This is a genomic window from Martinezella sp. CNPSo 3959 (assembly GCF_057784355.1).
Genome location: NZ_JBXSOV010000005.1, coordinates 257,214 through 278,236 on the forward strand (window position 1 = coordinate 257,214; position 21,023 = coordinate 278,236).

The 21,023-nt window shown below is 59.0% G+C and carries 18 protein-coding genes; 8 read left to right on the plus strand and 10 right to left on the minus strand.

Annotated elements, in window-relative coordinates; translation table 11 throughout:
- Positions 1 to 76 precede the first annotated feature (76 nt).
- The gene (locus AC13RE_RS14965) at positions 77 to 922 is read right to left on the minus strand and encodes a VOC family protein (protein ID WP_488563499.1); all 846 of its coding nucleotides are present in this window, start codon (positions 920 to 922) and stop codon (positions 77 to 79) included.
- Between the two features lie 104 nt (positions 923 to 1,026).
- Complete coding sequence (locus tag AC13RE_RS14970) at positions 1,027 to 1,224, minus strand: hypothetical protein (RefSeq protein WP_488563500.1); 198 nt, start codon at positions 1,222 to 1,224, stop codon at positions 1,027 to 1,029.
- A gap of 403 nt (positions 1,225 to 1,627) precedes the next feature.
- Between AC13RE_RS14970 and AC13RE_RS14975 the strand changes: the two genes are divergently transcribed.
- The 7 genes from AC13RE_RS14975 to AC13RE_RS15005 all read left to right on the plus strand — a co-directional run bounded on the left by AC13RE_RS14975 (position 1,628) and on the right by AC13RE_RS15005 (position 9,191).
- Complete coding sequence (locus tag AC13RE_RS14975) at positions 1,628 to 3,253, plus strand: TIGR04028 family ABC transporter substrate-binding protein (protein WP_488563501.1); 1,626 nt, start codon at positions 1,628 to 1,630, stop codon at positions 3,251 to 3,253.
- Positions 3,254 to 3,314: 61 nt separating this feature from the next.
- On the plus strand, positions 3,315 to 4,256 hold the full coding sequence (locus AC13RE_RS14980; protein ID WP_488563502.1) for an ABC transporter permease: 942 nt from the start codon (positions 3,315 to 3,317) through the stop codon (positions 4,254 to 4,256).
- On the plus strand, positions 4,256 to 5,173 hold the full coding sequence (locus AC13RE_RS14985; protein WP_488563529.1) for an ABC transporter permease: 918 nt from the start codon (positions 4,256 to 4,258) through the stop codon (positions 5,171 to 5,173). The genes AC13RE_RS14980 and AC13RE_RS14985 overlap by 1 nt, the downstream gene beginning before the upstream one ends.
- Positions 5,170 to 6,849 carry a dipeptide ABC transporter ATP-binding protein gene (locus AC13RE_RS14990; RefSeq protein ID WP_488563503.1) on the plus strand — a complete coding sequence of 560 codons (1,680 nt, stop codon included), beginning with the start codon at positions 5,170 to 5,172 and terminating at the stop codon, positions 6,847 to 6,849. Before AC13RE_RS14985 ends, AC13RE_RS14990 begins: the two co-directional genes overlap by 4 nt.
- A 5-nt stretch (positions 6,850 to 6,854) precedes the next feature.
- Positions 6,855 to 7,904 (plus strand): putative FMN-dependent luciferase-like monooxygenase, encoded by a 1,050-nt coding sequence (locus AC13RE_RS14995; protein WP_488563504.1) that lies wholly within the window; start codon positions 6,855 to 6,857, stop codon positions 7,902 to 7,904.
- Between the two features lie 30 nt (positions 7,905 to 7,934).
- Positions 7,935 to 8,564: a CMD domain protein gene (locus AC13RE_RS15000; protein WP_488563505.1), complete on the plus strand. Its 630-nt coding sequence runs from the start codon at positions 7,935 to 7,937 to the stop codon at positions 8,562 to 8,564.
- Between the two features lie 24 nt (positions 8,565 to 8,588).
- Positions 8,589 to 9,191 (plus strand): alkylhydroperoxidase domain protein, encoded by a 603-nt coding sequence (locus tag AC13RE_RS15005; RefSeq protein ID WP_132717748.1) that lies wholly within the window; start codon positions 8,589 to 8,591, stop codon positions 9,189 to 9,191.
- 174 nt (positions 9,192 to 9,365) lie between these two features.
- Here AC13RE_RS15005 and AC13RE_RS15010 read toward each other — a convergent pair whose 3' ends face one another.
- Genes AC13RE_RS15010 through AC13RE_RS15030 form a run of 5 tightly spaced genes read right to left on the minus strand, consistent with a single transcriptional unit; the run spans position 9,366 to position 15,706 of the window.
- Entirely contained in the window at positions 9,366 to 10,460 is a 1,095-nt protein-coding gene (locus AC13RE_RS15010) for an LLM class flavin-dependent oxidoreductase (RefSeq protein WP_488563506.1), read from the minus strand.
- Entirely contained in the window at positions 10,457 to 12,184 is a 1,728-nt protein-coding gene (locus AC13RE_RS15015; protein ID WP_488563507.1) for an ABC transporter ATP-binding protein, read from the minus strand. Before AC13RE_RS15015 ends, AC13RE_RS15010 begins: the two co-directional genes overlap by 4 nt.
- Positions 12,163 to 13,011: an ABC transporter permease gene (locus tag AC13RE_RS15020; RefSeq protein ID WP_488563508.1), complete on the minus strand. Its 849-nt coding sequence runs from the start codon at positions 13,009 to 13,011 to the stop codon at positions 12,163 to 12,165. The genes AC13RE_RS15015 and AC13RE_RS15020 overlap by 22 nt, the downstream gene beginning before the upstream one ends.
- Positions 13,008 to 14,018 carry an ABC transporter permease gene (locus AC13RE_RS15025; RefSeq protein WP_488563509.1) on the minus strand — a complete coding sequence of 337 codons (1,011 nt, stop codon included), beginning with the start codon at positions 14,016 to 14,018 and terminating at the stop codon, positions 13,008 to 13,010. The genes AC13RE_RS15020 and AC13RE_RS15025 overlap by 4 nt, the downstream gene beginning before the upstream one ends.
- Positions 14,019 to 14,056: 38 nt before the next feature.
- A complete protein-coding gene (locus AC13RE_RS15030) occupies positions 14,057 to 15,706 on the minus strand; it encodes an ABC transporter substrate-binding protein (protein WP_488563510.1) in 1,650 nt (549 codons plus the stop codon).
- Positions 15,707 to 16,155: 449 nt separating this feature from the next.
- On the opposite strand from AC13RE_RS15030, the gene AC13RE_RS15035 reads away from it, so the two are divergent.
- Positions 16,156 to 17,313: a glycosyltransferase gene (locus tag AC13RE_RS15035; protein WP_488563511.1), complete on the plus strand. Its 1,158-nt coding sequence runs from the start codon at positions 16,156 to 16,158 to the stop codon at positions 17,311 to 17,313.
- A gap of 47 nt (positions 17,314 to 17,360) precedes the next feature.
- On the opposite strand, the gene AC13RE_RS15040 is transcribed toward AC13RE_RS15035, so the two are convergent.
- The 3 genes from AC13RE_RS15040 to AC13RE_RS15050 form a co-directional block, all read right to left on the minus strand.
- Positions 17,361 to 18,293 carry a glycoside hydrolase family 16 protein gene (locus AC13RE_RS15040; RefSeq protein WP_488563512.1) on the minus strand — a complete coding sequence of 311 codons (933 nt, stop codon included), beginning with the start codon at positions 18,291 to 18,293 and terminating at the stop codon, positions 17,361 to 17,363.
- A 46-nt stretch (positions 18,294 to 18,339) separates the two neighbouring features.
- Complete coding sequence (locus tag AC13RE_RS15045; protein WP_488563513.1) at positions 18,340 to 19,422, minus strand: glycosyltransferase family 4 protein; 1,083 nt, start codon at positions 19,420 to 19,422, stop codon at positions 18,340 to 18,342.
- Positions 19,423 to 19,593: 171 nt separating this feature from the next.
- Entirely contained in the window at positions 19,594 to 20,931 is a 1,338-nt protein-coding gene (locus tag AC13RE_RS15050; RefSeq protein WP_488563514.1) for an NAD(P)-binding protein, read from the minus strand.
- Between the last annotated feature and the right edge of the window lie 92 nt (positions 20,932 to 21,023).

A 21,023-nucleotide genomic window follows, 5' to 3' on the forward strand; every position in this document is an offset into this window, starting at 1 on the left:
CGGCATCTCAGTTGCCGCCGTTCAGGAGCTCCCGCCGTACTATTTGTGCGTCACCGCCAAGTATGCGCCGGCTCTTCTATTCCTTGAACCACAGCGCAACTCCATTGGCGGCATCGGCATCAACGAGCAGGCCGCCCTCAAGGGCGCGAGGCGAAAAGCCTCCTTGCGCCAGGATGTCTGCGGTTGCTTCAAGCGATCGTACCTTCAATCCGAGCGCCACTTTTCTTTCGTTGCCGTCAAAATCTGTCGGAATGGACGAGCCGAACCGGGAGGCAGCATCAGCCTCGGACAGAATATGAAGTGTGACGGTGCCGGCCTGAATTGCAATGCCGTCCCTGGTGATTTCAGGAGCAACGGTATTGGCAAATCCGCCTAGCAGTTCGGTTAGCGTCTGGGGAGCGCGGCTGACGATGAAGACATCGACGATATCAAGAACACCGTTGGGGTGGCTCTGATCCCCCGGCTGCCACACCAGTTCCGGCGTATTGTGCTGGCAAAAGAAGAAGCGACCGTTGGAGATCGCCTCTTTGCCGATCTGGAAGGTGCGGAAACTGGCTGACTTCTCTACGCCTCCAACGTCGACAGGGCGCGAGAAATCACGCCATTCGGTGACGGGTTTGCCGGCATCGCCCAATTCGCGCTGCAGAGCAGCCGCATCGGTGGTTCGAAAGGCAAGCCCGTTCAAACCGACCGGATAAGACCAGAGATCGGCGCGTTTCCCGTCACCGTCAGGCGGAAATCCGAGCAGCTCCAGATAGTTCTCGCCGAACACGGCAAGATGATTGATGGAGCCCAGCGTATGGTAGCCGCGTGGCGTCAGCGCAAAGCCGAGTTTGCGATAGATTGCGGCAGCCTCGTCCAGCCGGTCAAGAACGCCGATGACGGCGTGATCGAGGATGAGAGGTTGGGCAGTAACGACCATGTGTTGGGCTCCCGGTATGGAGATAGGTTAAGGCATGGGATAGGTCATCGCGTTGTGCAGGGCGCCGAAAGAGGCGATGCAGCCTCCTCATGATACGCCTTCTTTTATGCAGCGCGGTCGAGGTTGCCGGTCGACGGGGACGCCAATTGATGGATGGCTCGCAGCACGTCCGAAGCGGCGGCAAAATGTTGGCCGTCGAGATCATAGACATGAAACTTGACTGCGATGAACTTTAGCGCGCCGTTGTCCGGAACGACGATGCCTACCGGAATGCCGGCATATTCAATCACCTGTCTGGTCATTTTCATCACCCGTTGAAATCGATTCTTCCGAACGAACGAACGATCGGAGGCGTTCCAAGTTCGATTAATCCATTAATTTAGTGGATTATATGCTTGGTAGGTGCGGCAGGCCATTCTCGGCAATGCCAAATAGTCGGGCCGTAGGGAAAAACAATTCTAATAGAAAAGATTGAAGGGTATCGAGGAAGCGCATTGGATTGCGGAGGCGTTTCTGAATGCGCGAATATTGCCCGCTCATTTTTAGTGGATGCTTGTCCCATTAAGCAGCCCGCCGCACCCATTCAACGCCACGATATTGCCGCGCGTTCGTTTCCCAGGTTACGCCCAAATTAGAATATTAATTCTATAGATAGATAGGGGTTTGCCATAGGTTGATGTGCATTATCCTACAGAGGCTTACACAATGGGCATCAAAGCCAAATTCAAGGCGGCAAGTTTACTGACCGTGTGGCTACTGGCGGCGCCGGTGGCATTCGCCGATGACCAGCCGGTCAAAGGCGGCACGCTGATTTATCTCGAACAGCAGGCGCATACGAACCTCTATCCGCCGGCAGGCGGATTCTATCCGAACGGCGGCATTCTCAACCAGATCACCGACAAGCTGACCTATCAAAACCCGAAGACGCTCGATATCGAGCCGTGGATTGCCGAATCCTGGACGGTCAACGATGCGGCGACGGAATATACGTTCAAGATCCGTAAAGGCGTAACCTTTTCCGACGGCACCCCGCTTGATGCCAATGCCGTCGCAAAGAACTACGATACGTTCGGCCTCGGCAATAAGGAGCTGAAACAGCCGGTTTCCGAAGTCATCAACAATTACGATCACAGCGAAGTCGTCGATCCCTATACGATCAAGTTCTACTTCAAGAAATCATCTCCGGGCTTTCTGCAGGGAACATCCGTCATCGGGTCTGGCCTGGTCTCGTTGAAGACGCTGGCATTGCCCTTCGATCAGCTCGGCGATGCGACGAAGATCATCGGATCCGGCCCCTTCGTCGTCGAGAGCGAGACGCTCGGCAAGCAGCTCTCGCTGAAGGCGCGGACAGACTACAACTGGGGTCCGAGCAAGCTGGCGCATCAGGGCCGGGCCTATCTGGATGGCATCAAATACATCATCACCGGCGAGGATAGCGTGCGCATCGGCGCGTTGCTTTCCGGCCAGGCCGATTTCATCCGTCAGCTGCAGGCCTATGACGAGAAGCAGGTCTCCGACCAGAGTTTCGCGATCTATGCGGCGCCGACCCGCGGCGTGAACGACAGCGTCGCCTTCCGCCCGGACAACCCGCTGGTTGCCGATCTCAAGGTTCGCCAAGCGCTCCTGCATGCGACTAACAACAAGGAAATCGTCGACACGCTGTTTTCGGAAAATTATCCGCAAGCGAAATCGGTCATTTCGTCGGCTGCGGCTGGCTACACGGATCTGTCGTCGAAACTGACCTACGATCCGGCTCTTGCGGAAAAGCTCCTGGATGAAGCAGGCTGGAAGAAGGGCGCGAGCGGCGTTCGCGAGAAGGATGGCAAGCCGCTTTCGCTTGCAGTCTACGAATCCCTACCCCAGCCACAGAACAAGGCCGTGCTGCAGCTCGTCGCGCAGCAATGGGCCAAGCTCGGCGTCAAGCTGCAGGTTCTTGCCGGCACCTCGGGAAATCTGGTGACCGACAATGTCGATCCGGCAAAGACGCCTCTGGTCGTCGCCGAAGTCGGTCGTGCCGATCCCGATGTCATCAAGAGCCAGTTCTACCCCAAGAACCGCGATGCATTGCTGCAAAAGGGCGGCCTCAATCCCAAGGCGAGTTTCTCCGATGACAAGCTGAACGGCATCCTGGAAACCGTCGCCTCCGAGACGGATCGCGACAAACGCCTGGCGGCGGCCAAGGCGGCGCAGGAATATCTACTCGATCAGGCCTATGTCATCCCCTTCTTCGAGGAGCCGCAGGTTTTTGCCGGCGCGCCTTACGTGAAGGGAATTGTATTCGAAGCCGTGGGACGCCCATCCTTCTACAGCACCTGGCTTGCTGAACACTGATAAAAATGGGGCTGGCCCGGCGTGGTGCCGGGCCTTCCCGATGCGAAGACGTGGTATTGGCATGGCAAGATACATATTATCGAAATTCGGGCAGGCGCTGTTCGTCCTATGGGCGGCTTTCACCGTTTCGTTCGTGTTGCTGCAGTCGCTGCCGGGCGACGCGGTGCTGGTCAAGTTCCAGAACCCGGATTACGGACTGAGCCCCGAGCAGCTTGCCGATATCAGGGCGGCTTATGGTGCCGACGGATCGTTCCTGCACCAATATCTCCATGCCGTCTGGAGCTTCCTGACGGGTGATTTCGGCTATTCCCTGCAGGCGGGCGTTCCTGTGAGCTCACTGCTTGCCACCAACCTGCCGCCATCGCTGCTGCTTGCAGCATTGGGGTTTGCGGTGGCGACGCTTCTTGCCGTTCTAATCGCGATTGCCTGCAATCTTTCCGGCTTTGCCTGGCTGCGCGGCCTGATCCAGTCCATACCGTCGCTGTTCATATCGGTGCCGACCTTCTGGCTCGGCATCATGCTTATTCAGATATTCTCCTTCCGGCTCCGCCTCGTTCCGGTCATCAATCCCGGACCCTGGGAAGGTCTTTTCCTGCCTATCCTGACCGTCGCGGTGCCGATTTCCGCTCCGCTGGCGCAAATCCTGCTGAAGAACATAGACGAAGTCCTGACAAGGCCCTTCGTGCCTGTTGCACGAGCCAAAGGCCTCTCGCATGCCAAGGTCCTGTGGCGCCACGTTGCCAAGAACACGCTGCTGCCGGTCTTAACCGTTGCCGGATTGCTGTTTGGGGAGTTGATCGCCAGCGCTGTCATCACTGAAACGGTCTTTGGCCTCAATGGTATCGGCGGGCTCACGAAGCAGGCGGTGGACAGCCAGGACGTCGCCGTTCTCCAGGCAATCGTCGTCGTCGCAGCAACCGCCTTCGTCGTCATCAATCTCGTGGTCGATCTTCTTTATCCCGTGCTCGATCCCCGTCTGAAAATCAAACTGGGAGCGGCATGATGGCAAGGATCGAACCCGCGCAACGGCACACCGAACTGGATGCGCCAAGCCAGGAAGAAAGAGCATCGTCCGTGACGGTGACTGCCGATATTCGCGAGGACGCTCGTACTCGGCGGCCTCTCGCGCGCATACAGCCTGGTCTCGTCCTCGCCTGCCTCATTCTTGCACTGGCTGTGTTGTGGGCGCTCGTCCCTGGCATTTTCACGGTCTATGATCCCATACAGGGACTGCCCGGCCAACATCTCCGGCCGCCGAGTGCCGCTCATCTCCTAGGGACGGATTCGCTCGGGCGCGATCTCTATGCCCGCATCGTCTATGGCGCGGTGCATTCGCTTTCGGGCGCGCTTGCCGCCGTCGGTATCGCGCTTCTGGCCGGCACGACACTCGGCATTCTTGCCGGATCGTTCGGCGGCAGGATCGAGACGGTCATCATGAGACTGGTGGACGTCATGCTGTCCATACCGGATCTGCTTTTATCGCTCAGCATCATCGTTCTGCTCGGATTCGGCACCGTCAACGCCGCGATTGCGGTCGGCTGCACGCTGATCGCCAAATTTGCCCGATTGGTCCGCTCCGAAGTCGTCACCGTGCGCCGAAGCGAATATGTCGAGGCCGCCTTCGGCAGCGGTGGCACCTTCCTCAAGGTCCTCTGGCGCCACATCCTGCTGAATTCGCTGACCTCGGTGATCGCTTTTGCTGCGCTGCAGGCCGGCTGGGCCATCCTGCAGCTCGCAACCCTCGGCTTTCTCGGCTACGGCGCGCCGCCGCCGACACCGGAATGGGGCCTGCTGATTGCCGAGGGACGCAATTATATCGCAACCGCCTGGTGGCTGACGGCGGCGCCCGGCCTTGTCGTGGTCTTGGTCGTCATCTCCATCAACCGTATCAGCCGAGCGCTTGGGAGTATCGGGAAATGACGGCTCCTATCATCGGAACAATTGCGGAAAAGGGTGCGCCGATCCTCGATGTTGCAGGCCTTAGGGTAGCCTATCGCGACAGGAGCGGCCTGCGCACGGTCGTTCACGATATTGACTTTGAGGTTCGCGCCGGTGAGGTCGTCGCCCTGGTCGGGGAGTCCGGTTCCGGCAAGAGTTCGACGGCGCAAGCTCTCATTGGCCTCCTGCCTGAAGGTGGATTGCTGCAGCAAGGAACCGTTCGCCTGAACGGCGAGAACATTGCCGGCTGGCCGCAAAGGCGGCTGGATGGCATTCGCGGTTCCGTCATCAGCCTCGTGCCGCAGGATCCGGGCAATTCGCTCAATCCGGTGAGGACGATTGGCGAGCAGGTCGCCGAAATCCTGACGGTCCATGGCCGGGCATCCGGTGCTGCCGCTCGAGCCAAGGCAGTCGAATTGCTGAAGCGTGTCGGTCTCAGCCAGCCTGAACTGCGCGCCAGGCAATATCCGCATGAGCTCTCTGGCGGCATGCGTCAGCGCGTGCTGATCGCGATCGCCATCGCGCTGAAGCCTTCGCTGATCATCGCCGACGAGCCCACCAGTGCGCTGGACGTGACGGTGCAGAGGCACATACTCGATCTGATCGATGATCTGAGACGCGAATATGGCACCGCGATCCTTCTGGTGACCCACGATCTCGGGATTGCCGCCGATCGATCCGACCGGCTGATAGTCCTGCAGCATGGCCGCATTCAGGAGCAAGGACGCACCGCCGATATTCTCAGAAACCCGCAAAGCAGCTACACGCGCCGTCTGCTTGCCGATGCGCCATCGTTGAACGCCCGGCCGAAGCGATCGCCGCCGCATGCGAGCGTATCCGCTGCGCCGGCAGACGATATCATCGTGGTCGATAGTCTGGTGCAGGATTTCGGTACTGGCAGCGATGGTAGTTTCCGGGCGGTGGACGACGTGTCGTTTCGTGTTCGCCGTGGCAGCACGCATGCGATCGTCGGCGAATCCGGCTCCGGCAAGACGACGACGATCAGGATCGTTTCAGCCTTTCAGCGGCCGACCTCCGGGCAGGTTGTGATCGACGGGCTCGATCTGTCCTCGCTGCGTGGCGAAACGCTGAGACTGTTCCGTAAGAAGATCCAGCTCGTCTACCAAAATCCCTATGGTTCGCTCGACCCGCGTCAGACGATCGAAAGGATCGTGGAGGAACCGCTGTTGAATTTCGAACGGTTGCCCCGGCGTGAACGATTGGCGAAGGTGGCGGCCACTCTCGAAAAAGTCAGACTGCCGGCTGACTTATTGCAACGCCGGCCGCACGCGCTTTCGGGAGGGCAACGTCAGCGCGTGGCGATTGCGCGCGCCCTGGTGCTCGATCCGCAGATCCTGGTACTCGACGAGGCGGTTTCCGCGCTCGACGTAACGGTGCAGGCGCAGATCCTCGATCTTTTGGACGAGCTGCAGCGCGAGCTGGGACTGACCTATCTGTTCGTCTCCCATGATCTTGCGGTGGTGCGTCAGATCGCAGACACGGTCTCGGTCCTCAACGGCGGGCGGCTGGTCGAAACAGGCGGCGTCGAAGACGTCTTCAGCAATCCCAAGAGCCCTTACACGCGTGAACTGATCGATGCGGTGCCAGGCAAGAAGTTTCCGCGGGCCACAGATCCGACCCTCGTCAGTGCAGGATAATCCTCATGAGTACATCAACACCACCGAAGAGATTGGGTTTCTTCAGCCGGGTCCTCGATCAGGCAGATGCGAAAACGCGCTACAGGCTGGTTTCCGAACAGATCATCCACGCCGAAAAACAGGGCTTCGATTCTGCCTGGGTGGCGCAGCATCACTTCAACGGCGATGAGGGCGGCTTGCCCGCGCCATTGGTATTTCTTGCTGCCCTGGCCCCGCAGACGTCGCGTATTCGCCTCGGTACCGGCGTCATCACGCTGCCGATGGAAAATGCTGTCCGGGTCGCCGAAGATACCGCCGTGCTCGACAGCCTGCTTGATGGGCGGCTGGAAGTCGGCTTCGGCACTGGCGGCACTCCGCAAGCCTTTCTTCCCTTCGGCCTGGAAAGCAGCCAGCGCACGGAGGTTTATGGCAATCATCTTGCTTTGGTGCGCAATGCCTGGGCGGGCGGAGAGCTTACGGGCGGCAACCGCCTTTATCCCGCCGCGCCGCATCTGCGCGACCATGTCTGGCAGGCGACATTTTCCGTGGGCGGCGGCTTGCGTGCCGGCCGCGATGGCGACGGGCTGATGTTATCTAGGACGCAGCCGCGGCCGCCGGAGACGCCGGACGCCAGGCTTTCGGACCTGCAGAACCCGATTATCGATGCCTATCTTTCAGCGCTGCCGGCCGGGCGACAGCCGCGAATATTGGGTTCGCGGAGCCTCTTTGTCGCCGACAGCAGAAAAGAAGCTCTTCAATTTGCCGATCTCGGCCTGAGGCGGATCGTCGAGCACTTCAAGGCAGCGGGGTTTGCGATTCCGGGCGAAACCACGGCCGACCTGATCAAAGCGTTCGACGTCCACGTCGGTACCCCTGATGACGTTATTGAATCGCTTCAGGCAGACGCGGCCCTGGCGCGTGTCACCGATCTGGTCTTTCAGGTGCACTCCGTCGATCCGCCGCATGAATACATCCTGCGCTCACTGGAACTGACCGCCGCTCATGTCGCACCCGCGCTCGGCTGGGTACCGCAAGGCGCCACTGGGAACGAACGTCGCTTCGCCGCGCAGGTCTGAATAGCAGCATCCGAAGAGAAGGCATCGACCATGACTTTGCAGAACAGGGATATTATCGACTTCCTCGCTGGGATAGAGCCAGGATCCCGTCTTGACGGTCTTCGGGCGCAGCGGCCCGAGACGCGCCTTAATGCGCAGAAGAGCTATGAGGCTCTCTTTGAACCCGAACATTGGGGAAGCGCCACTCCGGCGGAGCGCTTCGCCGCCGCGGCCTTCGTTGCAGGGCTGCACAAGGCAGCCGCGATCGGGAGCTATTATTCTTCCAAACTCCAGGATGAGCCCCATGGCTCCGCCCTCGTTGCCGTCATCGACGCCGAAATAGATCGGGGCAATGCACACGGGCCTTACGGCCATTATCCGGCTGGCCCGCTATCGCGTGAGGACAAGCCGGGCCTCGTTTACGAGGTTTCGGGTGAGAGCCGAAATCTTCTGGATCCAAAACTCAGCGCAGCGCTCGAACACATCCACCTTCTGGTCTTCCGACCGAGGGAGGCAAGCGCCGGGGCATTGCAGAAGTTGCTCGATGCCGGCTGGACGACCACCGGCATCGTCACCCTGTCGCAGCTCGTCGCATTCCTTGCGTTCCAGATCAGGGTCGTTACCGGCCTGAAGGCCCTGGCGGCAAGTTCCGCCACCATCGGACAGGTCGCCCAAGCCTAAATCGCACGGATAAGGAATTCTGCCATGACCGAAACTGTCATTCATCCGGCAATCGAAAACCGGCCAAACGCCTTCACTCAAGCTGAGATCGGCTGGACGCCCTGGCTGCAGCCCCTTGACGAAGCGGAGCTGACCGAACGCCATTGGGCGGGCCTCGTGGACGCGTCGCGTGCAAAATCGCCCTACTTCATGCTGTTGGCGCGGGACCCCGACATTCTGGGCGCGCGTACGAAGACCGACAAGGATATCTTCTACAATGTCTCGGCCGGCCTTCCCCGCGCTGAACGGGAACTGGCTGCTACGGCCGCTTCGCGGGCGAATGGATGCATCTTCTGCGCATCGGTCCATTCGCGTTTTGCCTCCCATCATTCCAAGCGGACTGAGGATGTGCAGCGTCTGTTGGACGAGGGCCTTCAAGCCGATCTTGGCAGCCGATGGAACGCTGTCGTCGAAGCTTCAGCCGCGCTGACGGCCACCCCCTCGCAATTCGGAGTGGACGAAATCCGCAGGTTACGCGAAGAAGGTTTGGATGATCTGGAAATCGCCGATGTGATCCATGGAGCCGCCTTCTTCAACTGGGCGAACCGGTTGATGCTTTCGCTTGGCGAGCCAACGCCGGCGGCCTGAACGAAGGTTCGGCCAATAGAGCGGTTCAGCTTTTCACGGAATCTCTGAACCGTTCTATCAGGCAATTCCGGATGGAAAACCGCTGTGCACTTTTCCTGGAACCGCTCTAGCCGCCGTTCTCGTGACTGAGCGGCGGACGTATTTCGGGCGGATAGTCTCAGGCCTTGAAATGCATCAAATCGTGGTTGGCGACCAGCCGAGGCTCGGGGCCACCGTCTGTACGAGATCGGCCAGGAGGCGAACGTTCTCCGCAAGACCGAAAGCGGGCGGCAGGAAGAGAACAATCTCGTCGGCGGCGGCCAGCCCCGGGTCCTTGAGCACTGCTTCGATCACCTGATCGGGGGTGCCGTGGAAGACCGGAGAAATTTGGATGCCCGGCGGCTGAATGGCCGGCGCGGTCGGCTCGAGGGCGCCTGCGGGCCGGGATGCCCCGATGCCCTTGGTTTGGCGCTCGAGGTCGTAAGCGGCATATTTCTCCCGCAAATCGGCGGTGGTGCCAACCAGGATCGACGCCGCGACAGTGACCGGCGGCGGCTCGGTACCCCATCTCTGGCGCCATGTCACGCGGAAAGCCTCGATGGCGCGGGCCTGGTATTCTCCAAAACTCTCGCCTTCGGCGTGGTCGTGTTGCACGGTTCCCGAGATGAGGCCGATCCCGAGTTCGGCAGCCTGCACGGCCGAGGCAAGGCTACCAGAGCCTTGCCGGATACGCGATCGCAGCGTCGGACTGTGCGGGGTCACCCGCAGTTCGGTGCCCTCCGGGGCGCCCTGGCCTGGACCATCGACCGTATGCAGCACCTCGCCGGCGACCGCCGCAAGAAAGCGCGCCTGGCGGTGCTTCGCTTCCGTACGGGCATCGGTGTCGACCGTACCGAATACCGCGTCGAATGCAGCGTTGGCGCCGGTCGAGATGGCCAGCTCAAGCCTTTCGCCGATGAGCAGGTCCGCAGTGGCGGCTGCCTCGGCAAGCAGGATGGGATCCTGGTAGCGCATCGGGATGACAGCCGATCCAAGCGTGATATGGCTTGTATGTTGGCCGACAGCAGCAAAGAATGGGATCGGAGAAGATAGGTAGTGATCGAAGTGGCGCTGATAGGCCCAGCCCGACTGGTAGCCCAGCCGCTCGGCTGCCTTGAACAGTTCTATGCCGTCGCGCAGTCCCTGCGCCGGACCGACCTCATCGTTGAACGATACGCGGGTGTTGAAGCCGAGCCGCCGCTTGGGGCGGAATGTGGCGGGCAGGGTGCCTGCGGCGGCAACGATACTCATGCGATCTGTTCCTGGCTGATGATCCGGCGGGGTTGCGGGAGCGGTGCGCGGGCAGGGCTGGCGGCGGCCGGGATCGATTCCAGCAACGACACCGTGTAGGCCTCGCGTGGATTGTCGAAGATGTCCCTGACGTTGCCGTGTTCGACGATGCGCCCGCGTTGCATCACGGAGACGGTATGGGCGAATTGGCGCACGAGGGCCAGATCGTGGGAGACGAAGATATAGGTCAGGCCGAGGCTTGCCTGCAGCGAGAGCAATACTCCGACGATATCAGCCTGCACGCTCACGTCGAGTGCCGAGGTCGGCTCGTCGAGCACGATCACCTCCGGCTTCAGGACCAGCGAGCGGGCGATTGCGACACGCTGCCGCTGACCGCCGGACAAGGCTTGCGGCTTGCGTGAAAGCAGGTGCTCCCCGAGCCCGACATTCGACAGCGCTTCGCGGACTCGTTCCGCCCGTTCCGCATGAGTTCCAATGCCGAACCTGTCGAGCGGCTCGCGCACGAGCTGCTCGACCTTCCAGGTCGGATCGAGCGATGTGAATGGATTTTGATAGACGAGCTGAAGATTGCGCCATACGGAGCGTAGAGACTGGTGTGAGCGTCCGTTGAGTTTTTCCCCAGCGACCAAAATATGACCGACGTCCGGTTGATCGAGCCCGAGCAGCAGCCGGATCGTTGTCGTCTTTCCGGAGCCGGACTCGCCGACCAGTGCGTGCGTGGTGCCCGCCGGAACGGTAAAGGACACGTCATCAACTGCCGTCAGGACCTTGCCGTCGACCGTGAAGCTCTTGGTGATACCCTTGACCTCGATCTTCGGCGAGTTGTTGCCCTCAGCGTCAAGGAACCGAAAGCCAGGATCCCGAAGCTTGTAGTAACGGTTGGGATTAAGCGCCGGAACATCGGCATGCAGCTTCTTTGCGTAAGTCGATGCGGGTGAGGAGAAAACGGCCGCGGTGCTGCCGGCCTCCTGAACGATGCCATCCTTGAGAACGACCAGGGAGTTTGCCCGTTCGGCTGCGATCGCCAGGTCATGGGTGATGAGCAGCAGACTGATGTCGAGGTCTTGCTGCAACCGTGAGAGCAGGTCGAGGATTCTCTTCTGGATCGTAACATCGAGCGCCGAGGTTGGCTCATCGGCGACCAGCAACTGTGGCCGCGGCAGAACCGCAAGTCCGATCAGGACGCGCTGAAGCATGCCGCCGGACAGTTGGTGCGGGTAGGAATCATAGGCACGCTGCGGGTTGTCGAGCCCGACCTGGGCGAACGTCTCCAGGACAAGCGCCTTGCGGATTGCCTTGCTGGGCTCGTCGACAAGGGCTGCTGCTTCCATCGCCTGCGAACCGATTGTCCGCACCGGGTTGAGTGCGTTTCCCGGGTCCTGCGGCACGAAGCCGATAGCCCTGCCTCGAAGATGGCGGAAGCGGCGCTCGGAGAGTTGCAATATGTCCTGGCCGTCGACCGCGATGCGGCCCGTCGCCTGTCCCGTGCGGGGAAGCAATCGCAGCACGGCGCGCGCAATGGTCGACTTGCCCGAGCCCGATTCCCCGATGAGTGCAAGGCTTTTGCCGCGGCCTAGCTCGAAGCCGACATTGCTGACGACCTCATGCGAGCCGTAGGAGACGGACAGGCCCTCTACCTGAAGCAATGGCGTTTGCTGCTGCGGCGTCGGGGCTTTCTCGGTAATAAAGGTGCGAACTGCATTTAGTCTATCTTGCGAAGCCATCGGCTGATCCTATTCACAGAGAGGACGGTCGCGATCGTGACGAAGGCGGGTGCGTAGACCAGCCATGGCCACTTGAGGTAGTCCTTGCCAATCGAGATCAGCAGACCCCAATCGGAAGCTGGCGGCGGATCGCCGTAGCCGAGGAAGGCGAGGCTGGCGATCACCAGGATCGAGTCGCCGAACTGCAGCACGGCAAGCGGGAGCACGGAGCGCGATGCGTTCGGCAGGATGTGCCGCCAGAGGATGTGCCAGCGCGAGCCACCCGAAAGGAAAGACGCTTCGATGAAGGTCGCCTGCCTGGTCTTGATGACCTCCGCCCGCATGACACGGGCAAACACGGCAACCGAGGAGATGCCGGTGGCGATGGCGGCGTTCGTGGTGTCGAAGCCGATCGCGGTGACGACGATGACGGCAAGCAGGAATTTCGGAATTGCAAGCAGGACATCGACCAGGCGGGCAAGGGCGATATCGACACGGCCGCCGAAGAAACCGGCGAGCAGGCCGATGAAACCGCCGGCGACCGCACCGATGACGACGGCTATCAGCGCACTCCTGACCGAGGCGGCCGAGCCATAGACAACGCGGGTGTAGAGATCGCGGCCGAGTTGGTCGGTTCCGAACCAGTGTTGGGTGCTAGGTGCAAGCAGCTTTTGAGAGGGAATGCCGACCGCCGGATTGTGGCTGGTGAAGAGGGTGGGTGCGAGCGACCACGCGATCACGATCGCCACGATCGCGAATGAGAGCGCGACGGTCGCCGGCAGTCGGAAACCGGCAAGCCTGCTGCCAGCTGTGATGCGGTGGGACGTATTGGTCGAGAGAAGGGTCATGACAGCACCGACTTTGAAATATCGGCGGATCCTTCGTCCGAAGTGGCTGGGCGGCGCTCGGCACCGCCGAGCAGTTTCACGCGCGGGTCGAGCAGCGGATAGACAAGATCGGCGATCAGGTTGACCAGCACGAAAACCACGGCTGCGAGCGATACGACCGCCTGCAGAACAGGTAGGTCCTGGGTGCTGACCGAGCGCTGGACCAGGCTGCCGATGCCGGTGCGCCCGAACACCGCTTCGGTGATGAGCGAGCCGCCAAGCAATTCGCCGATCGTCAGCGCGACAACGGTGATGACCGGAAGCGAAGACGGCTTGAGGAGATGCCTGGCAAAAAGTTGCAGCTGGCCAAGGCCGCGACTGCGCGCAACGGTGGCATATTCCTGCCCCGACTCGTGATCCAGATTGGCTATCAGTACCTCGGCGATCTGGGCCGAGATCGGAATGCCGAGTGCGACCGCCGCGAAAAAGGTTGCCCAGAAGCTGTCGGGATTGATCACGCGGAAGAGACCGAGCTGGAAGCCGAAGATGTGGATCAGCACCAGCCCGATCACGAAATTCGGCACCGACAGGAACAAAGACGGGAAGCCCCGCAGCAGGCCCTGGCCGAACCTTTTTGGCAGGAACTGAGTGCCATAGGCAATCACGATCGCCAGGATCAGCGCGACGACGAGGCCCGCAAAGGCGAGAACGAGCGTCGAGGGTAAGACCTCGGCGATCATGGTCGTCACGGAACGGTTGGTTCGCATCGACAGGCCGAGATCGCCGATCAGGAAGTGAGAAAGCGATGTCGACAACTGCACGAGAACGGGCTTGTCGAGGCCCTGGGCGGCAACGATTTCCTGGATCTCCGCCTCGCTGAAGCCGTTCTGCGGGTTGCGCAGAACGTTGGTAACGGGATCGCCCGGCAGAACGCTGACGACGACGAAGGTGAAGACATAGGCCAGCAGGATGACAATGACGGCCTGGACGAGGCGCTTTGTGGCATAGCTAACATAGGCATTGTTCATGCTCGTCACCTCCTCGCTTTCCTTCGCTACGCTGTGGGTCAGTCACTGATCGTGGCCGTGTAATAGCTGGCATAGGCGACGCCGTTGTATGTCTCGCCTTTGAGCTTGGGAGACTGGACATAGATACGCTGGACCATCTGTGTGCGCGGAATGAAATAGCCCTGCTCAAGAACATATTTCTGAAGCTCGTCGAGCAGCGGGTTTCTGGCCTCGAGAGAACCGGCGCTGGCGATCTTGTCGCGCAGTTCGTTGATCTTCTGGTCGCTCTCGCCGAGCGCGAACCAGTTCTCGCCGTTATTGGCGTTGGTCAGGATGCTCGCGACGGTGCCGGCGTCGATAAAGCTGCGCGTTACCTCATAGGCCGGCACGCCGGCGCCGCCATATTGAACTTTCTGGCCGTAGGTCACGACGTCATAGGCCCGGATATCGACCTTCCAGCCGATCTTGCCGAGCTGTTGGGCGATGAGTTCGTCGATCGACCTCGAGGTCACGAGATATGGGTTGGAATTGAGCGTCAATGACAGCTGCTTGCCGTCCTTGGCGCGTATGCCGTCGGCCCCCTTTTTCCAGCCCGCCTCGTCGAGGAGTTTCTCGGCTCTGTCTGGATTGTAGGCCAGAAGCTCGCTGTGATCGGTCGCGCCGGGAACGTTGCTCTGAATGAATGATGTCGCGAGCTTCCAGTCGGGCGTGTAGACGGTATCGATGATTTCCTGACGATTGATGCCGGCCTGCAAGGCCTGTCGCACCTTGACGTCATCGTAAGGCGCGAGTTTCGTATTGATTGCCCAGCCATTGACGAAGCCGAGATAACGCGGCGTCGCGACGGTAAAGCCTTCCTGCTTGAGGGAGGTCAGTTCTTGCGGCGAGGCGTTATAGGCAACGTCCGCCTGGCCGGACTGGACGGCAGCGACCCGCAGTGACGGTTCGGATACCAGCTTGTAGGTGATCGTATCGAGATAGGCCGGACCGGTATGACCAACGGCCGCTGGACCCCAGTTGTAATCCTTGCGTTTGACCAGCTTGACGAAATCGCCTTCCTTCCAGGAATCGACCACATAGGGCCCGGTGCCGGAGGTCTTGCTGAGATCGGCCTGCTGCGCGGCCGGCTGTGCGATGGTCTTGGGAGAGATCAGAATGGAACCGTGATAACCAAGGGTCGGAATGAAGCCGAGCGTCGGTTTTTTGAAGAAGACCTTCACCGTGGTTGCGTCAACCGCCTCGGCGTGGTCGTAGGTCTTCGGGAAAAGCCCAATCGGGTTGATGCCCTCTTTCTTGCGTCCGGCGTACCAGATGTCGAGATTGGCGACAGTGGCAGATGCATCGAGGGGCGTGCCATCCGAGAAGGTCACACCACTCTTGAGATGGAGGGTGAATTCGGTGGCACTGTCATTCTGCTCCCAGCGCTCGGCGATCCACGGGCTAACCTTGCCGGCGGCATCCACGTAGACGAGCTTGTCGGTTACGTGACCCCATATGTGGCCCTGGAAACTGGAAATCGCACTGTTGTTCGGGATCCAGCTGTCACCCAATGAATCGATGAGGAAGGTGATGTCGCCGCCATTCGGCTCGCCGGCACTATGTGCGGGAGTGAAGCCTGCCATCGCTACCAAAGCACCGGTCGCCACGGCGGATGAAGTGATCAACAAGCGGCGCCGGGAAAGGGAGAGCGAGAAAAGGCGTTCGGTCATAGAGAGGTCCTGATGGTTCGGGTTCTGCGAATTCTTGAAACAAAGCCTACGCAGGCAGAACCAAAAGGAGAAAGACTGGTTGTTCTTTTTCTACTAATTTTATGGATTATTTTGGCCGGTTTTGGCCTCTGCAGGGGATCAGCATTTTTCAGGCCTGCCGGTGAGGAGACTGTAACCCGAAAATATTTGCTAGCGTGGGGCATCACCGCATCGATCTTGTCACGATCGATGTATCCGAGCCAATAGGGCTCCTGGAACTGGCTGATGCAGCAAGATCGAATGCTCGAATAGGCGTAAAGCGAGGTTTATAGTCGCGAACGAGAACTTATTCGATCGCCGGCATTATTCGTGTAGATTTCTCCCGAATTTGAGGCAATATTCCCTCATATAGCTTTAGCATTGATAGTATAGTTAGAGACGAACGGACAGGTCGAAGAGGGCGCGTGTAGATGAAGGCCGCATTATCGACTGAGACGGATCAGGCTCCGCCTGCGTCTCCCAAGAGAATCCTCTATATCCAGCCGGGAACGAGTTCGTTTGCCGGTATCGAGAGAGTTGTCGACACGATATGCTCAGCCCTGTCCGATAAATATCCCGCCGATTTCGATATCGATGTTCTCTACACATCCGAGCATAAAAACCGGCCGCACGGAACACAGAGCTACAACACAATCGACAGGATCGTGCACAACAGACGCGAGCTCATGTCGGTCTTGCGCGATGTCATCGGCGCAAAAGACTATGACTTGGTCGTTGTTCCGCAGATCGAGCCGACAGTGATCTGCATGATTGCCTGTATCGGCATCCGGCGGAACTTTGCCATGCATCTGCACGGTAACCCGCGGTTGGAGCCGAGCCATCTGAAAGCGAAGATCCTGTTCTTCCTGATGAGGATTTATTTCATCAAGCGGCTGACCTATGTGTTCGGCACGTCGCCAAGGCAGCTTGAATCGTTCAAAGCGATGTTCAGAAGCAACGTCCGGCAATATTGGCTGCCCAATCCCGTCAGGCGCTTCGATGCCCTTGAAAAGCCCGAGGGAGAAGAGGGCTGCGTCACATTTGTAAATGTCGGTCGCTTCTCCTTCCAGAAGGGGCAGGACATTCTCCTTACGGCATTTGCCGAAGCCTACAAGCTTCGTCCCAATATCAGGCTGAAGGTCGTGGGTTATGGAGACGGCGAGGCTGAACTACGCAACCAGATAGGGGATTTGGGGCTCGCAGCCGTGGTCAACGTCGAACACCATCCCGACAATCCCTCACCAGCACTGGCGGCGAGTGACGTCTATGTGTCGACATCACGCTGGGAAGGGTGGTCGTTGGCAATATGTGAGGCGTTGCGATTTGGGCTGCCGGTCATCTCGACCGATTGTGAATTTGGCCCGAGCGACATATTGGTCGATAGACGCCTCGGCCTTCTCGTGCCGGTTTCCGGAGGCGAGGAGCTTGTCAGGGCGATGCTTTATTATTGCGACCATCTCGAGGAAGAGCGTGCGCATGCCGAATTTCGGCAAAACTTCATTGATATTTACGACACAGAACGCGTCGTGGATGTTCATGCAGATGCCTTGCGGATAGCCGCCATGGGGCCTGCACCGCTGATTGCCTGAAAAATGACGGCATCACGAAACCCGGCGCTCCCCGGGTCTTACGGATATCATGCATAGACCCGCATGTAATCGACACGCATGTGGGTTTGGCGATCCTGCGGCTGCAAAGGATCGGGGAAGGGGACATCCGAGCGCAGCGCAAGCGTCAGGAGCGGCCAAAAGACATCGTTCTGCGCATCCATCTCCGCCGCGCGTCCGAGCGTCCACTCGATGAGCCCGCCGGTCTTCGGATCGGCGATTTGCTTGCGTTCGAAATAGAAGCGGCAGCGCGCACCTTCGATGAGCAGGCCATAGCGGAAATAGCCGGTTGTAATATCGACGCCGGTGGGAACGCCCACTCCTTCGTGATGCTCGCCGGGCTTGCCCCATTCATGCAGATAGGCGCCGTATAAATCGTGCTCCCAGCCCTTCTGTTCGACTATGTCGAGTTCGTTGCTCGTTGCGGGAAACAGAATGCTTCTGCCATTCATCAGCCAGAAAGCCGGAAAGCTCAAGGGATGGGCAGGAAACCACATCCGCGCCTCGAAATAGCCTTGTCGCCAACCCTTCAGGATCGTGCCGTCGGGCTTGGCCGTCTGGATATTGCCCGATATCCATTGATATTCGGGAAGATTGTTGCCGTAATAGTTCGGCACCTGCATGGGGTGCCCAATATATTGAACTGAGATCTGCAGTGCCTTGCCGTTGCTGGCGGATGGATCATCCACGATCGCATAAGGATCGAACCCTTCCTCACCACCGAAGCGGCTGAAGGCCGATCTGCCATAAAAGCCGCTGTCAAAGGTGGTCGCCTTGGCCCCGGCATGCCAGATCGTCTGATCAAGCGTCGTAAAGTTTTCATCGAAGATGATGGTACGGCCTTCGGTCGGATCCTGCTGTACCTGCGCTGAGGGATGGCGGTTTGCAAGCAACAGGCCGCCGGCCGCTGCCAACGATGCCGTGCCTATCAGCACGTTGCGCCGGGATGTCAGGCTTGGCATTGCTGCTTCTCCTCGATCGATTGCATCGTCCCTGACGGTTCAAGTCCTACGCGGCGACGGCTGCGTTCTTCGAGCCGGCTGCAAGGGCGCTGCCATAGATATCAAGCGTCTCATGGGCAACGCGGCTGATCGTCAGGCGGTCGAGATGAACTTGGCTCTTGTCCTTCCACTCCTGCATTCGGGCAGGTTCTCCAAGCAGCTCGCAGAGCACGGCTGCCAAAGCGGGCGGATCGTGCGGCGGCACCAGTATCCCTGCCGCTCCGTATTCCAGGAGCTGCGGGATCCCGTCCACTTTGCTGCCGATAACCGCACATCCTGCCTCGCGGGCTTCGGAGAGAACCAGCGGAGCCGGATCGGCATGTGACGGCAGCACAAAAATATCCGCCGCCGCCATCCAGGGGAATGGATCCTCCTTGGCGCCCAGAAAAGCGACGGCCGAAGCGCACTCCATCTTTGCCACCATTTCCATGTAGTTGGTCTGGAAGGGGCCTTCTCCGACGATAACAAGTCTGGCCTCGGGATGCTGCGCATGCGCCAGGCGAAAGGCCTCAAAGAGATCGGGCAGGCCTTTCCTCGGATGTAGGCCGCCGACGAAAAGGATGCTCGGAGATGGCAGATCGACCGGCGTTCTGCTGCGACCTTCGGAGCGGACCGAGCCGATCGTCCCGTTAAGGACCACACAAAGCTTCGATGACGGTATGCCCCGCCTGAGCATGGAAGCGCGCACGGCCTCGCTGACTGCGATGACGCGGTTTCCAAGGCCCATCAAGATCGCGCTCTTTTCGAATTCATTGTGAACGGTGGTGATGAGCGGAGTGCCCGACAACCTGCAAATCGGCCACGCGAGAACTGCACTTGTCATCATATGGGCGTGGACGATATCGGGCTGCCATGCATGGACGTGCTTGCGCAAGGCGAAGGATGATTTCAAAAGATTGACCGGCTTTCGCTGGTGGTCAACCATTGCCGTTGCGACATTATTCTTGTGCAGCAGCGGGTCGAAATCACCGCCGCCGTTTGCAATACATACGTCATGTCCCAATTGGGCCTGTGCACATGCCAGATCGACTGCTGCATGGACATGTCCATTCAGCCTGTTCGTGTGATTCAGTATATGCAGGATCCGCATGAATGCACCTTATATAAGTGTGATAAATACAAACACGATATATCGAGGATGCTGACGTAGTATGCTTTAGCTGCCCCGGCATGGCAATGATAAGGCATCGTGTTTATATTATAGAATTCGCTGCTATCTCGTATGGTATTTCCAATTATACCGGAGTGCTGTTGTCAATGCTTATGGTGTTGGCCTTTGCAGTGCTGCTTCTGCTTCCACCGTTGAAGCCCGTGCTGTTGGCTGATAGTTGAAGCCACCCTGGCGGCCTAAGGATTCGAGGCCGAACGCAAGGAGTTGTTGCATTGCTTGGGCAGCATGGGCAGCAGCACCCTTGCTATAGATGGGATATGCTTCTCCGAGCATGTCGCTGCCTTCCAATTTGAGATCACCCTCAAAAAGGCCGTTGGCGTGAACATGATCCCTGAAGTCGCTCTCGGCGCGTTCTATCGAGCAGCCAATCTGGTTGCCGATGACCTCGACTGTGAAATAATCGCGATCATCGACCCGACCGTAGAAATCGGAGTACATCGTCAGGCGCTTCCAGGCGCCTTGATGCGAGAAATTATAGATGATCGGTTGCGAAAAGCCGCGATTGCCGGAAAAGCTGAAATAGAGGGAGATGAGGGTGATCGTCTCAAGCTTCCGGCCGGAATCGAGGCCACACAGCTTTTCGGCCATATGAATGGGTATGGTTGAGATAACGCGATGCGACGCCACGACCCTGTCTTGTAGTTGCAGGTGGAGCTGATCGTGAACCTTGCGGATCGTCTGCATGTCCGCTGCCAAATGAAATTCCGCGCCGCGCCGCTCCAACCGTTCGACTGCAGCCCGGTAGAGGAATTGAAAACCTTCCTTAGGGCGGGCCATCTGCCGGTTTTTTGGTCCTTGGTGACTGCGTCTGAATGCCCGCGCGATCTGATTTTTCAAGGAGGCATGCTCGCTGATCCAGAGCATCCGCTTGCGGGCGAGATCGATGTCTATGCTTTCGACGGCAGCTCCATAAAAACGCTTCATGTAGGATTCCAGGCCGGAGCGATGCAGCAGACGGCTCCCGATCCAATAGCGGGCAAATTCTTTCGCATTGTGCATCTTTCGCTGAAAGAGCCGCGCGAAAATGACCGAGGAGAAAATTCGGACTACTTCAGTGACGCCGGCGTTGAAAATGTCATCGCGTACCGAAATCGGATAGGCAGTGATCATTCCCTGAGGGTTCAAGCGCGCCCATGTCGGTTCGATCGGAACATAGAGTGGCAGCAATTCCGGAAAATGGGCAAGCAACGGGGAGTCGTCCTGAAAGATCAAGCTGCCGATATCGAATGTATATCCGCCATGCGACCAGTCGATGTGATTGCCCCCGACATGGCCGTAGGTATCGACGATCAGGATACGCTGATAGCCCTGCTTTTGGAGGATCGAGGCGGAGACCAGCCCAGAAATGCCCGCCCCTAGCACTATGGCATCAAATCTCTCTACTTCGGCGATAACATCGTTGGCGACATAATGACCCGCATCGTTCATGGAAGCGTCCCCTGCTGCGGCTTTTCATGCACTAGATTAAATTTTGCTTATTGAAAGTTTAAGTCGAAAAGTGTTCCGAACTCACTTCATTA

Bases quoted from the DNA above. Each gene is read 5' to 3' on its own strand.
- AC13RE_RS15045 (WP_488563513.1), bottom strand. From the start codon at position 19,422: ATGCGGATCCTGCATATACTGAATCACACGAACAGGCTGAATGGACAT.
- AC13RE_RS15020 (WP_488563508.1), bottom strand. From the start codon at position 13,011: ATGACCCTTCTCTCGACCAATACGTCCCACCGCATCACAGCTGGCAGC.
- AC13RE_RS15015 (WP_488563507.1), bottom strand. From the start codon at position 12,184: ATGGCTTCGCAAGATAGACTAAATGCAGTTCGCACCTTTATTACCGAG.
- AC13RE_RS14970 (WP_488563500.1), bottom strand. From the start codon at position 1,224: ATGACCAGACAGGTGATTGAATATGCCGGCATTCCGGTAGGCATCGTC.
- AC13RE_RS14990 (WP_488563503.1), top strand. From the start codon at position 5,170: ATGACGGCTCCTATCATCGGAACAATTGCGGAAAAGGGTGCGCCGATC.
- AC13RE_RS14975 (WP_488563501.1), top strand. From the start codon at position 1,628: ATGGGCATCAAAGCCAAATTCAAGGCGGCAAGTTTACTGACCGTGTGG.
- AC13RE_RS15025 (WP_488563509.1), bottom strand. From the start codon at position 14,018: ATGAACAATGCCTATGTTAGCTATGCCACAAAGCGCCTCGTCCAGGCC.
- AC13RE_RS14985 (WP_488563529.1), top strand. From the start codon at position 4,256: ATGGCAAGGATCGAACCCGCGCAACGGCACACCGAACTGGATGCGCCA.
- AC13RE_RS15000 (WP_488563505.1), top strand. From the start codon at position 7,935: ATGACTTTGCAGAACAGGGATATTATCGACTTCCTCGCTGGGATAGAG.
- AC13RE_RS15030 (WP_488563510.1), bottom strand. From the start codon at position 15,706: ATGACCGAACGCCTTTTCTCGCTCTCCCTTTCCCGGCGCCGCTTGTTG.
- AC13RE_RS14980 (WP_488563502.1), top strand. From the start codon at position 3,315: ATGGCAAGATACATATTATCGAAATTCGGGCAGGCGCTGTTCGTCCTA.
- AC13RE_RS14965 (WP_488563499.1), bottom strand. From the start codon at position 922: ATGGTCGTTACTGCCCAACCTCTCATCCTCGATCACGCCGTCATCGGC.
- AC13RE_RS15010 (WP_488563506.1), bottom strand. From the start codon at position 10,460: ATGAGTATCGTTGCCGCCGCAGGCACCCTGCCCGCCACATTCCGCCCC.
- AC13RE_RS14995 (WP_488563504.1), top strand. From the start codon at position 6,855: ATGAGTACATCAACACCACCGAAGAGATTGGGTTTCTTCAGCCGGGTC.
- AC13RE_RS15035 (WP_488563511.1), top strand. From the start codon at position 16,156: ATGAAGGCCGCATTATCGACTGAGACGGATCAGGCTCCGCCTGCGTCT.
- AC13RE_RS15040 (WP_488563512.1), bottom strand. From the start codon at position 18,293: ATGCCAAGCCTGACATCCCGGCGCAACGTGCTGATAGGCACGGCATCG.
- AC13RE_RS15005 (WP_132717748.1), top strand. From the start codon at position 8,589: ATGACCGAAACTGTCATTCATCCGGCAATCGAAAACCGGCCAAACGCC.
- AC13RE_RS15050 (WP_488563514.1), bottom strand. From the start codon at position 20,931: ATGAACGATGCGGGTCATTATGTCGCCAACGATGTTATCGCCGAAGTA.